This is a genomic window from Butyrivibrio sp. MC2013, from assembly GCF_000424585.1.
Lineage (GTDB): Bacteria > Bacillota > Clostridia > Lachnospirales > Lachnospiraceae > Butyrivibrio.
This window is the reverse complement of record NZ_AUKE01000015.1, coordinates 97190-109691: the sequence shown is the minus strand read 5'-3', so window position 1 is coordinate 109691 and position 12502 is coordinate 97190. Positions and strand designations below refer to the sequence as shown.

12 protein-coding genes, 1 tRNA gene and 1 rRNA gene are annotated in these 12502 nt (G+C 46.2%); all 14 read right to left on the bottom strand.

What is annotated here, in order from left to right:
- Positions 1-249, bottom strand: a 16S ribosomal RNA gene (locus G636_RS0110290); the annotation flags it as partial.
- A 466-nt stretch (positions 250-715) separates the two neighbouring features.
- Positions 716-803, bottom strand: a tRNA-Ser gene (locus tag G636_RS0110285).
- 169 nt (positions 804-972) lie between these two features.
- Positions 973-1383 (bottom strand): HIT family protein, encoded by a 411-nt coding sequence (locus G636_RS0110280; protein ID WP_026507986.1) that lies wholly within the window; start codon positions 1381-1383, stop codon positions 973-975.
- Positions 1384-1404: 21 nt separating this feature from the next.
- Entirely contained in the window at positions 1405-2415 is a 1011-nt protein-coding gene (locus G636_RS0110275) for an SCP2 sterol-binding domain-containing protein (RefSeq protein WP_026507985.1), read from the bottom strand.
- Positions 2416-2633: 218 nt separating this feature from the next.
- Positions 2634-4157 (bottom strand): DUF6382 domain-containing protein, encoded by a 1524-nt coding sequence (locus G636_RS0110270; RefSeq protein WP_026507984.1) that lies wholly within the window; start codon positions 4155-4157, stop codon positions 2634-2636.
- Entirely contained in the window at positions 4141-4632 is a 492-nt protein-coding gene (locus G636_RS0110265) for a hypothetical protein (RefSeq protein ID WP_026507983.1), read from the bottom strand. Before G636_RS0110265 ends, G636_RS0110270 begins: the two co-directional genes overlap by 17 nt.
- Complete coding sequence (locus tag G636_RS19590; protein WP_026507982.1) at positions 4613-5071, bottom strand: hypothetical protein; 459 nt, start codon at positions 5069-5071, stop codon at positions 4613-4615. Before G636_RS19590 ends, G636_RS0110265 begins: the two co-directional genes overlap by 20 nt.
- Positions 5072-5101: 30 nt before the next feature.
- Positions 5102-5950 (bottom strand): TadE/TadG family type IV pilus assembly protein, encoded by an 849-nt coding sequence (locus tag G636_RS19585; protein ID WP_051226876.1) that lies wholly within the window; start codon positions 5948-5950, stop codon positions 5102-5104.
- A 9-nt stretch (positions 5951-5959) separates the two neighbouring features.
- Positions 5960-7471: a DUF5702 domain-containing protein gene (locus G636_RS0110250; RefSeq protein WP_026507981.1), complete on the bottom strand. Its 1512-nt coding sequence runs from the start codon at positions 7469-7471 to the stop codon at positions 5960-5962.
- Positions 7472-7487: 16 nt separating this feature from the next.
- Positions 7488-7742, bottom strand: coding sequence for a Flp1 family type IVb pilin (locus tag G636_RS18155; protein WP_035779451.1), 255 nt, complete (start codon positions 7740-7742; stop codon positions 7488-7490).
- 56 nt (positions 7743-7798) lie between these two features.
- A complete protein-coding gene (locus G636_RS0110240; protein WP_026507979.1) occupies positions 7799-9262 on the bottom strand; it encodes an immunoglobulin-like domain-containing protein in 1464 nt (487 codons plus the stop codon).
- A 10-nt stretch (positions 9263-9272) separates the two neighbouring features.
- Positions 9273-10106: a type II secretion system F family protein gene (locus G636_RS0110235; protein WP_026507978.1), complete on the bottom strand. Its 834-nt coding sequence runs from the start codon at positions 10104-10106 to the stop codon at positions 9273-9275.
- A complete protein-coding gene (locus G636_RS0110230) occupies positions 10103-11350 on the bottom strand; it encodes a CpaF family protein (RefSeq protein WP_026507977.1) in 1248 nt (415 codons plus the stop codon). The genes G636_RS0110235 and G636_RS0110230 overlap by 4 nt, the downstream gene beginning before the upstream one ends.
- Positions 11334-12356: a hypothetical protein gene (locus tag G636_RS0110225; RefSeq protein ID WP_026507976.1), complete on the bottom strand. Its 1023-nt coding sequence runs from the start codon at positions 12354-12356 to the stop codon at positions 11334-11336. The genes G636_RS0110230 and G636_RS0110225 overlap by 17 nt, the downstream gene beginning before the upstream one ends.
- Positions 12357-12502 lie beyond the last annotated feature (146 nt).

The following is a 12502-nucleotide window of genomic DNA, read 5'->3' as shown; positions in this document are numbered from 1 at the left end:
GGGTCCATCTCGTACCGATAAATCTTTTCACACTGTTTCATGCGAAACCGTGCGCTTATGCGGTATTATCAGTCGTTTCCAACTGCTATCCCCCAGTACGAGGCAGGTTACCCACGCGTTACTCACCCGTCCGCCACTAAGTTACTCAAGATTCTGCCGAAGCTTCATCAGCGAGCAACTCCGTTCGACTTGCATGTGTTAGGCACGCCGCCAGCGTTCATCCTGAGCCAGGATCGAACTCTCACTTTAAAATTCGATTCGGTTCAGAATTACACTAGCTGTAATTCTGCTTTCCGTTTACTTTTGGTTTGGTTCTCTGAAAATAACTTTGCTTCTTATTAGAAGCTTGGAATCTTCAGGGTTGCATTGCTGTTCAGTTGTCAAAGTTCATTCTGTTAAGCTTTGTCTTGGCTCTTGTTTCTCGTGAGCCGCAACGTATTTTATCTTAACTCATTTCGTTCTTGTTGTCAAGAACTTTTTTAATCATTTTTTGTTCTTTTTTGAAGAACAATCGCTCTGAAATCCAGCACGGATGCGGCCTCAAAGGGTCCTGCGTCGTTGCCGTTTCATCAGCAGCGAAAATGATTATATCTCGGTGTGAACTTCATGTCAACACCTTTTTTAAATTTTTTCGATCTCCCTGTTTTATCGGGATAAAAAAGAGAATCTTGTATTCTCAAGATTCCCTTTCCAGCTATACGCCATGATCGAAAAACGGAGAAAGCGGGATTTGAACCCGCGCGCCGGTTGCCCGGCCTACACCCTTAGCAGGGGCGCCTCTTCAGCCACTTGAGTATTTCTCCATGCCTGAATAACCACTACCAAACGGTATATTCATTTATAACCATACGCTACGATCAAGTGCTCATCACTTGTCCGTGACGCAAAAATTATTATACAGAAGCCTCTCCCGCTTTGTCAATCCATTTTCTGCATATTATTAAGATATTAACTGTTTTTACAAGTTTTCCCTCAGAACTTTAGTCTTGCACACAGGTTCCTGAGCTGTTCATCATCCGGTTCTGTAGGTTTCCAGAGAATCCTCTGATCATCACTCTCATATCTGGGGATCACATGAAGATGGAAATGCATAACTGTCTGACCTGCAACGCTTCCATTATTCTGGACCAGATTAAGACCATCGCAGCCAAGCACATCTTTCATTCTCTGAGCCAGCTTCTTGGCCAGGGGGAGCACCTTTGCAGCCGTTTCATCAGGAAGATCCAAAAGGTTCCTGCTGTGATCCTTGGGCAGTATAAGTGCATGTCCTGCTGTGGCAGGTCCATTATCAAGTATAACCTTAAAGTCATCATCTTCATAGATTGCATTGGTAGGAATATCTCCCCCGGCCAGCTTACAGAAAATACAATTTGCGTCTTTCATAACAGTATACATCCTCCTCGATCAATTAGATTCACCCTTAAATACAAAGATCTGATCAAGCCCTCTAAGAAGCTTGAAATCGCCCTTCATTTTCATATTACCTGCCATAAAGGCTCTCTGAAAGGTCATCCTGCCGGATACTATATCATCAAGCGTGTCTCTTGTCATCTGCATCGCAACATCCAGCTCAGCATCCCCTGCCGCTGCTTGTATGCCAAGAGCGGTTCCTGCTGCTTTTATTATTATGGTTTTCATACCGGGTCTGTCGCTTACGGTAATACCATAGCTGCCATGTACATCCTTGTTTGGACTGAAGGCTTCCTTAAACAGATTTATATAGTTTTCTTCCTTGCCCAGATTCTCATCTTCCTTGAGCTTGTCCCTGAAAATAGACGACAGCTCCCTGATATCCGCTTTCTGCGTCTCTACATATTTCTCATCAGATACATAATGCGAAAGCTGTTCGGATTCCTGAGGAGTAAGGTCCTGACTCCTTGTGAGGGATACCTTCTGCTTGACAACCTGATTACTTGTAGGAAGGCCGGGCATCTTCTGGGATATTGTCCTATAGAAGTTTTCAGCCTTCTTTTCAAGCAGGCGCTTGTACTCCGCATTCTTATCAAATATAGACGTATCTGCTATATATCCGCATATCCCATCGCACAAAAGACCTCCAAGGATCTCCCAGGCAGTTTCAAGAGAAGTGACTCCATCTCGCTCACCATAGGTAGTGGACATGACAACAGGCATCATATAGAGGCTTGCTATCTTAGCCTTGTCCGTATACAGCCAGCACGCATCCAGAAACTGCATCATATATCCGCCTATACCATACCACTCAACTGTTGAAGCCAGTATGATACCGTCGGCATCCTTTATAGTATTGGAAAGCGTGGTGATATTCTGCTCGAAAAGCTTGTATGTTGTTACCTGAACATTCAGTTCTTTAAGAACCTCTGCCATCCTGTCTACAACATAGAGAGACGGATCGTCTACTATCCCGCGACCGCCATAATATATGTTTATCTTCATGAGCTGCTCCCCCGGATCATTCCCATAACTCACGAGTAACCGTCTTCACCAATCTCATAGATAGACATTGATCCTATAAAACGCATAGATCCTGTCCACTAATATCATATCATATTTTATGCCATACTCGAAAGATATGTTAGCTATGCTTCCCGTCCGCTCCAAAAGATAATTCTGTCACATTCCCTGTCCCTATCAAAATACTTGTATGCCATGCTTTATCCCAGTTCAAATGCAATATCAGCTATGCGTATCTCGTCACCGGGTACAATACGCGCGGCCTCCTGCACCTGCAGCCTCTTGCCATTCCTATAGCTGCCATTTGTAGAGCCAAGGTCAGTGATATTCAGCTCCCCTTTGGAATCCCTGCTGATCCTGGCATGGATCCTGCTCACCTGGCCAAAAGGCAGGCAATAATCCACTCCCCCTTCCATCTTGCCAATAGTAAGCGGCAATCTGTCCAAGTTTATTCGGATACAGCGGTCAAGCCCCTTGCTATATAGGCAGCCCTGTTGTACAGGAGCAATATTCAAGCAGGTAGTAGCAGCATCCTCTTCTTCAACAGAGCCGGCAGGCCGCCCTGTATCCATAGCAGGCTGCAGATCCATAGAGGTCATACGCACGGCTGCAGGGTGACTAGCAATGTGATCTGCAGAAGCCGCCTGCATTGCAGGCACATTTACCGGAGAAAGAGACGGTTGAGGTCCTTTTCTCCTGATGCCTGCAGGGATCCTCTCCTTTTTGGCTTCAGGATCTTTACCGGAAACTGCTGCCCTTATACCCATAGCCAGCATCAAAGCAGAAGCTATGGCTGTAGCCCCCATAACCACCAGAGACAAAATGTTTTCCCTCTGAGATAAAATATAATTTGTTCTTATATAAAAGCCTGCAGCGGATATGAGCAGGGCACAAAGAGAATATATAAACCAGCTTGTCGGCCTTAGGTCTCCCGTATCCTCCTCATCCATTTCATATATGGACCTTCGTGCAGCGGCATTATTGTCTTTTTTTGAGGCTGCCCTCAGCTGCTCATCTGCCGCTTCTCTGCCAGATAAACCAGGCTCTCTAAGGTGCGACGCTTCAGAAATATCTATTTTATCCAGCTGCGATCCTTTACCATTTAATGCTTTAGCGGGAGTTGCAGAAGGAAAAGCCCCACGCACAGGTTCAACCACCATGTCGGAAGGAGCTTCTTCCATACCCATTTGAAGCTTCTTTCTGATATGCTCTGCAAGAGCTGACAGCTGCCAGCCGCCCTCACACAAGAGCTGGTCAAATTCATAGAGCAGATTGACCAGTTCTCTATCCTCTCTGTCTGCAAGATCTATAAGGAGCTCGCCAAAAGAAGCCATATCAGCATCCTCATCAGCATCCGGGCAGCAAATAAATCTATATCTGCCATCCATAAGGCTTATAAGCACATTCTCCCTTGTAAGGATGAGCCAGTCTTCTTCCAGCAGGTACTGCCTCATATCTTTGCAGGTATCAGCCAGATCTCCCAAAAAGGCTATATAATCCTCCCTCTTCATCTTACCGGGATAATATCTGTCATAAATGCTCCTACAGGAATCTGCCTTGTAATAAAGATATGAAAGCCCATTTATCTGTCTGATACTGCAAGGCATAAGTCCGGGAGCGTTTTGTGCTTCCAGCATCCGGTACCTGTAGTCCGAAGCCTTTATATCTTCTTTTTCCAATACTATATAATTATGCGAAAGATCTTTTTCATAACGAATCTGCATTTGTAGCCTCCAATGCCATTCTGGCTATATCAACAATCCTGGTTGTCATACGTATGCGCCTTTTGGGATCAAGATATGAAGCTTCCCAGGAAGCAGATGATCCCCAGCTTCCAAAATATCCAACATCTCCGTGCCTGTACCAGCCATGAAAGGCAGATGTGGACAAGGTCACTCTCACTGTCTTTGCTGAGCTGTCCACTGTCACATCTTCCACAGATGGCTTTCTGTTTCCCATATACTGACTGCCAAACTGTTCGTCGGCCCGCTCTCTAGCATATGCACCGGGATCCTCCTCTGACAGGATGACTCCCCTGTATGCGAGAAGGTATGCATCCTGAGAGAGCAAAGCCCTTCCATAGAGCATAAAGGCAAAATGAGCGATCAAAGAGATAGTCACGAATATGATGGGCATAAGGAGGGACAGCTCCACTGTATAATAGGCTCCCAGCCTTCTGTCAGAAGATAGTAAAAACATAGATACCTCCCATTCCTGCTGCCAGAAAAGGCAAAAAAGGCAACCTGGTATTCCTGCCAGCCTTTCTAAGCAGCAGCAATACTGCAGAAAAGGCACCTGCCAGAAAAAAGCCTGCGCAGCTTCCCAGCGCAACATTCATAAGACCAAAGACAGGCCCGCAAAAGAGTATCATCCATCCGTCGCCATATCCTATTTTCTGTCCTGTGACAAAGGCCACAAACAAAATGGCAAGTCCCGGCAAGAGCTCAAAGAAGACCATGGGAAGGGGTAGTCCTGCCGCAATCCTTACAAGAGCCGATACAGCTGCTATCGCAGCTCCCATCCCAAGATACAGCCCTGTAACAGAGCGCTTTTTTATATCTATCACCGCTCCCGCAACAAGATAGACCAGCATGATCATCGATATGACCGTTATGGCATTTTGGATCGATATACTCATTTCATTACCTCCAGATAATTATTCATTGATTCATCCTCCGCATTTAGAGCAGGGGCCTCTCATAGACTCCATAGCCTGACTGATGGGTATAGCAGTAACATTTCTGTATAGAGCAGAGCATCTGACAGAGGAATGGTACCTGGTACCGTAGCTCGTATAATACACTACGCTCCCTCCGCCGCCGCACCTGTCACATGGATAGTATTTATGGCCATCTGCGCTTCTCATATTCTCTATCTGATCCTTGCTGCAGGAGGCCGTCTCATGGTATAGATGTGTGCAATACTTGTCCCCATGATATACATGCTCCTCATCCTCTCCGCATATGTAGACCATACGCTCTGCATCTTCTCTTCCATCAAGGCCGCTGTCCATATCAAAGCCGGTCCAGTCATGGCCCATATAGGGGATCTGATTATTGAAATGAAAGCTACCCCAGGATGGAGCAAAGTAGGGTCTTGTCCTATATGCGATCTTAAAAGAGATCAGCCCTCCCACAGCTGCATCCGAAGGATATACAATAAATCCGTTTTCCAAGAGAGGCGATTCCAATATCCCGGAGCCGCTAAGGTATTGTCTGATCATGCCATTTATGGCAGTGACAGACAATAGATTAGTAAAGTACTCTTCTGACGAGCCCTCACCAGCGGGGAGATCTATGCCTGTAATATCCGTGCCTTCATCTATAGCCAGCCCTGCTTCATATCTTAAAAGAGCGATCCTTTGCCCTTCCTGGTGCGCAGCTATCTCAAAAGCGTTCTGGATCCTGAGCATGTCGAATACCGACAATATAATGGCAAAAAATATCAGAAAGAAGGGAAGGACAAGAGCTGCTTCAAGAGTAATTGCCGCCTTGCATGATGATTGTCTTTTATCCATACAAACTTCCTACTCCTTAACAAAAGTAAAATCTCTTACCACCGTTGTATCCAAACCGGATCCCCCCGCAAAGACCACCTGCAGACCAAAGCTTTCTATACAGTCATCAAGTCTGAACTTCTCATAGCCTGCTTTCCTGATATCCAGCTCCATGATATCCATAGCCCTCTTTATAAGTGCACTGGTCCCAAGGGTCTGCCTGAGACTGATCATGACCCTTAGATAGCCCTTGTAATCAAGACCCGCAGCATTACTGCCCATGCTCCCTGATGCGATGGAGTCTATATCCGTTTTCCAGGATGATGGATCCTTGAGAACGGGCACCTTGCCGCCACTCATCAGTATGGACACATCATTTCTGGCTTCTATAAAGCCCCATATTATAGCAAGGACTCCTACTATTACTTCATACAAGGGAAGTGCCACGGGGAATATCCCGCATATGGATTCTGCGATACTGTTGACAACAGTGTTGGGCTCTGTGCCAACCTGCAGGACATATAGAAAATCTATGACCATCCTCATAGTGAGCAGCCACATTACAACCTTTGAGAGATTCTTAATATCCGAGTTTTTTTGCCCTATAAGATATTCAATCTCATAGGCCATATGAGAATTATCCTTCTCATCTCCATAGCAGCCCAGCTTCTCAAATATATATTCATTCAAAAGAAGCTTTTCTCCCCAGCTGACATTTATGGAAGGGTCCACTCCCAGGCCCTTTCTGTTGTCTCGTCCACTGTATACGGAAGACTCGTCAAAGCTGGCCCTGGACAAGGACGAGGTATCAGATACTACCATACTCAGTATGATCCCCGCCTTTTCTTCCTTGCTCTTGCCCTTTAAACCTTCAAGACTGCCCAGGCCATCGCCCGGGAGCTGATCTCTGACATCTCCTGCTCCCAGGCCGCCTGTATCTACATCGGAGTGGCTGTCAAACACTTCAGACACTCTTCCAAAATTATCTATGGCAAAATCCAATATGGGATTATCTTCGCTTGTAGCATCAAAACCATCTGCGACCTGACCTGCCAGAATCCCTTCAGCTTCTGCTGTCTGCGCTCCCATAGAAGAAACTGCCGCTTCCAAAGGCTCTGATTCCATATATTCCAGGATCTGCCTCTGCATGACTTGTGTATTGCAATCCGTTGCCAGAGTGTAATGAGTAAGAAGATTCTCTGTAACAGACAGCTCTGAATAATTAGTCATATTCAGGAGGCTCCCTGCCAGGTCAGAGCCGGTATTACCCTCTAAATAATAGGATATGCGGTCTTCCAGATTACCTGCTCCGCCATAACCCAGATTATAGGCAGTATCTACAAACAACAGCCCGTACTGCTTTCTCAGCTCTTTATTGTATTCACCAAGGACCGCATTACCTGCTATGTCAGTGACAAGCTCTGCCTTCATTCGTTCGGCATGAACCCTGGCGCCCCAAAAGAGCGCCAGTACAAAAGATAACAAAAGGGGCAATATCAGTGCCAGATATACGGTAAGGACCGCTTTTCGTCTGTTATTCATGCCACCCACCAAAAGATCATTCTACAGTGATCTTGTCAGCGCCGCTGGAGATGGTATTCATAACAGAGCTCAGGACAGCCTTGATACCGCTTCTGAAGATCACTACCAGTGAGATCAGGACCACGATGAGAAGCACCATCTCGATAGTTCCCATACCTGCGTTATCATCCTTTAAGTCTGCGCATCCGTTCATCCACAGAGCCAGCTTGTTTTCTGCTCCGATCCTGATTCCGTTCACTTTCTTTGCAACCTTGCTCATTGTGTTTCTCATTTTTTCTTCTCCTTTTTTGTGTAAAATATTGTTTTATTTGATAATCAGATACTGCTTTAGAAACTACTAAATGCAGGTATCATGATTATTACCATGATCAGTGCCAGCATCAGCATCATGGGCGGAAGGAGCCTTGTGGCCATCTTCTCACCTGCTTTTCTGGCTATACTCATTCTTTCTTCCTCTGCTTTGACGGATTCTGACCGCAAAAGAACCAGAAGACTACTGTTACCTTTTCTAAGATTCTGTGTTAAGAGGCTTACCAGCCTTGTATATGGAACGCATCTGCATCTGAGGCCGAACATATCATATGCAGCCTCCTCCGCCGATCCGGTTTTTATCTGATTGACCATTATCCTGATCTCATCCATGGCATAGGATTTTCTCCCGCCTTTCTTTAATGATTCATCATATTCAGCTGCCAGCTTTTCAAATATGGCTCTCACAGTCATCCCTGCCCCGAGGTAAAGGACCAGCTTGGATACTATCTGAGGGTAGGCAGCTATCATCTCCTCTTCCCTCTTTTTGACGCTCTCCTTAAGCTGCTCATCCTTGACATAATAGAGGCATATCCCAGCCATAAAGAGCAGTATAAATACTACTGGACTGTTATCTGTGACCTGCCTTTGCCAGCTGATCCTGCTGCCCTTGTAATAACGGGGAAGCTCCTGGTATTCATCAGTCCTGCTCTCATCCCCGGCCTGGCTTATAAGCTCCTTCATCTCCCTGTCTGTCAATTCAGCCTCAGAGAGCTCTGGTGATAGGACCATGACAGGGATCTCCTGCTCCCAGACCATATCCTGGGCAGAATATCTCGCTGTAAGGATCACGCTGCCTTGCATTCCCTCCATATCATCGTTGTGCACATGGCCGTCGCTATCAAGAAGCTCATAATCACTGCTGTTCCAACTTATGCTAAAGGGATATCCCTCTGCTCTTGTTATAAGCTTCAAATCCTGCCTGACCTTGTCAAGGCTCTCATTTGATCCCAGGATCAGTTCGCTTATCTCCCCGGCCAGCTTCTCCTGCATGCTGCCAAGCTCCTCATCGGTGTAGAGCCTGGCATCCACGGTGATTTCATAGCTTCCTATGATCCTTCCGTTTTCGTCACTGGCTTCAAGCTTCTCATGTCCGGAGCTCCCTCCATATCCACTTCTCATGATGCGGTCCTCTTCTTCAAGTCTCCCGGCACTCTGATTGGAAAATGATGCCAAGATGGCCAGGAATGCCGCAGCCATTATGACAATGAGGCTGACAGCAGTCTTTCTGATGTAGTACTCTGCTGCCTGCTCTTCGCCCCTGCCCTGAGGCCTTATGGTAGTCAGGTCATTTTGGATCCCTGCTATCTCAAGAGCCTTTCTCTTCCTGAGAACCTTTCTGTAGAAGAGGCCTCCAATCCTCCAAAAGAATCTCTCTATAGCAGAGCCCTCCATGCCTTCAGGCAAGACTTCCCTAACAGACACAAGGCCTGCTGCCAGGACCAGGATGAGGACTCCTGCATATATGTATATTCCTCTCATCTCTCCTCCCTTATATATCAAGCTGTATGATCTTCTCGATCCAGACATAGCCTGTTATGTACACTCCAAGGCAGGCAGTCATCACCGCGATGCCAAAGAGATTATGATACAGAGGATCAAAGAAACCCGGATTGGAGATACTGACGTAAAAGAGTATAGCCATGGGTATGACTTCCATGATCCTGGCCTCCATCTTGCCTGCAGATGTGATGATATCTATCTCCCTTTCCACTTCCGTCCTGTTACCGATCTGGCTGACCGTGGCTTCCAGCATGGCAGTCATATTGCCGCCGCTTTTCTTTGCAACTGCAAATACAGATGCAAATTCCTCGATATGCTTGTTCATGGTCCTCTCTCCCATATCAGCAAGGAGCTTTTCAATCACAATATTATTTCTAAGTCCCTTCTCTATCCTCCTAAGCTCCCTGCATATAGGAGACTGTTCACCGTAGAGCCTTGTCATGTCTCCATATGCTGATACAAAAGAATTTTCAATGGAATAGCCTGCTTTCTGGCTGGTAGATACGGATATAAGCGCATCTCTGAACTGCCTTCCTATCTCATGGTTCTCCCTTAAGATCCTCTCCCTGCGCATCTTTTCGTGAAAAGGGATGACAAGAGGTAATAGCAGGACAGCCACCATGACATTCCTGTAAAAGAGCCAGGACAAGGCAAGGACGATACCAAGTCCCAAAAATATATGGGGCAGATCTTCCCTTACAGGCATATGAAAATCAAAGTTTTTGAAGGATTTCCAAATGAATGATCCTTCTTTTTCTTTCTTCTTACTTTTAGCTTTCTCATGGGACAAGCCAGCCCCTGTTAGCCATTTACCTGTATTCATACAGTCTCCTCCGACGGAAGCCTAAGACCGGCAGCAATGAGCTTGTCCCTGCTAATAAGGCTCCCGGTCCTTCTCCAGCTTCCAATGACTCTTCCCTGCTCCTCACCTTCTTCCTCAAATCTGTATAGGGGATTGAGAATGATCTCCCCGCTATCCCGGTCTATATCCCCCGTAACTTCACATACTTCCAAAAGCTTCCTTGAGCGGTCTCTGAGTCTTCCAAGATGTACTATGAGGTCAATACCCGAAGACAGCTGTCTCCTGATAGCAGGCAGCGGCAGGTCCATAGCCATAAGGATCATGGTCTCAAGTCTGGAGAGCATATCCCTGGCGCTGTTTGCATGACCTGTGGACATGGAACCGTCATGTCCTGTATTCATAGCCTGTATCATATCGAGAGCCTCTCCCCCTCTGACTTCACCTACTACGATCCTGTCAGGCCTCATACGAAGAGATGACTTTATAAGATCTCTGATACTGATCTCATTGCAGCCCTCCACATTGGCATTTCTTGACTCCATTTTGACTATGTTGGGAATATGCAGGATCTGAAGCTCTGCATTGTCTTCGATGGTGATGACGCGCTCTGAACCCGGTATATAATCGGACAGCGCATTTAGAAAAGTAGTCTTCCCTGACCCGGTTCCCCCGCTTATAAAAATGTTGTAGCCTGCCTCCACCAGGGCCGCAAGGTCCCTGACTATCTCCTCCGGCACAGAACCAAAGCTCATAAGCTTTCGCATATTTATAGGTTCATCCGGAAAGCGTCTGATGGTCACTATGGGTCCATTAAGAGCAATAGGCGGAAGCACGATGTTAACTCTGGCTCCGTTTGCCAATCTGGCATCCACTATGGGAGATGCTTCATTTACTACCCTGTTGCAGCCTGCGCAGATCTTCTGGACTATATCCTGGAGCTTTGCCTCTGATTCAAACTTCATATCATACTTCATAAGGCGTCCTGCCCTTTCTATGAAGATATCATCCGGGCCGTTTATCATGATCTCCGTAACAGTTTTGTCATCCACCAGCTCCTGGAGTATGTCCAGCTTTCTCATAGAATGAAAGAGGTCCAGGCGGAGCTTTTGTCTGTCAGAAAGAGAATACACAGCATCCCTGTCAGAGATTATCTCATTGTCTATCATCTCAAGGATCTGTTCATCGCTGTAATCCACAGTAAGATCCATCTTCAGCATGAGCTTTTCTTTTATGCTTTTCTTCTTATCTTCAAGAGCTGAGTGCATCTTTGCTCATCCTTTCCCCGGACATATTCCAAACGGCTGCCGCAAAGGCTTCACCCCCTGCTGCCGGATCAGATAGGGGATACTCATATACCATAGTCTTGTCAATTACCTCTCCGTGTCCTGTCAGCCTCATGGCCCTGGTATATGCAGACATCTTGGCAGTCTGTACAGGGTCATCTATATTTGCTGTAAAGACATGGTCTGCTCTGTCCAGGATCAGGGTAAAAGCTTCTGTGATCTCAGACAGATCTATTATCAGGTTGTCATAATCCGTATCCTTGTCTATGGCTTCTATCAGCCTTATCCACTCCTCCGGGGCCACGCCCTTAACAGCCAGAAAAGATCTTGCAGGAAGCAGATAGTCATAGCTTCCCATGTGCTTTACAGCTCTCTGTAGATAGAGACCCAGCCTTCCGGGATCATTTTCAAAAAAATACAATATATCCTGCAGATCCCTGTCGGTATTATCTACTTCCAGATCCCCTGCAAATGTTTCAAGGCTCATGACCAGCGTCTTCTTCTCCCTTCCAAGATGAGCTGCAAGGCCGTGTACAAATGAGCTCTGTCCGCTCCTCTTCACCGGCGAATAAGCACATATGAGCTCCAGCCTTCCGTCCCTTGCAGCCCCGCCGCATATTGTATCTGTATGCTCAAGAGATATGGCCAGGATCTTTCTGACCAGGGCGTCCATGGACTGATACTTTCCAGTCCCTGTCATATACACACCTTCCGTGCATATATCATACTTTCCGCTGTCGTCTCCATCCTCCTCAAGGATCAGTATCCTGTCAAAAGGACATCTTGTGCAGTTTTTATAAGCAGACTCGCTTATTATCAAAAGCGCGGCATTATTTACCAGCTCATCCGGAGCCTCCTGCAAGTTGTCTGTATCTGTATAGTCACAGATAGTAAATGGGATAGTTAAATTATTCCTAAGGTACTCATCCAGACGAAAAATATATTTTTCATCCGTGTCGCAGAGAACCAGGGTGTTTCTTTGATCCATCACAAAACCTATTTGAATCCTTTCATTGCAATCACGATCATTTTGCATCTTTATGCATAATAAAAGGGCATAAGGGCGCAAAAAATAAACTTATGTCATTCAATTAACTCACATTGGAATCAACTGGCAAAGAACTTTGTCAGTCC

Bases quoted from the DNA above. Each gene is read 5' to 3' on its own strand.
- G636_RS0110240 (WP_026507979.1), bottom strand. From the start codon at position 9,262: ATGAGAGGAATATACATATATGCAGGAGTCCTCATCCTGGTCCTGGCA.
- G636_RS0110230 (WP_026507977.1), bottom strand. From the start codon at position 11,350: ATGCACTCAGCTCTTGAAGATAAGAAGAAAAGCATAAAAGAAAAGCTC.
- G636_RS0110275 (WP_026507985.1), bottom strand. From the start codon at position 2,415: ATGAAGATAAACATATATTATGGCGGTCGCGGGATAGTAGACGATCCG.
- G636_RS0110280 (WP_026507986.1), bottom strand. From the start codon at position 1,383: ATGAAAGACGCAAATTGTATTTTCTGTAAGCTGGCCGGGGGAGATATT.
- G636_RS0110235 (WP_026507978.1), bottom strand. From the start codon at position 10,106: ATGAATACAGGTAAATGGCTAACAGGGGCTGGCTTGTCCCATGAGAAA.
- G636_RS0110270 (WP_026507984.1), bottom strand. From the start codon at position 4,157: ATGCAGATTCGTTATGAAAAAGATCTTTCGCATAATTATATAGTATTG.
- G636_RS0110250 (WP_026507981.1), bottom strand. From the start codon at position 7,471: ATGAATAACAGACGAAAAGCGGTCCTTACCGTATATCTGGCACTGATA.
- G636_RS19585 (WP_051226876.1), bottom strand. From the start codon at position 5,950: ATGGATAAAAGACAATCATCATGCAAGGCGGCAATTACTCTTGAAGCA.
- G636_RS19590 (WP_026507982.1), bottom strand. From the start codon at position 5,071: ATGAGTATATCGATCCAAAATGCCATAACGGTCATATCGATGATCATG.
- G636_RS0110225 (WP_026507976.1), bottom strand. From the start codon at position 12,356: ATGGATCAAAGAAACACCCTGGTTCTCTGCGACACGGATGAAAAATAT.
- G636_RS18155 (WP_035779451.1), bottom strand. From the start codon at position 7,742: ATGAGAAACACAATGAGCAAGGTTGCAAAGAAAGTGAACGGAATCAGG.
- G636_RS0110265 (WP_026507983.1), bottom strand. From the start codon at position 4,632: ATGTTTTTACTATCTTCTGACAGAAGGCTGGGAGCCTATTATACAGTG.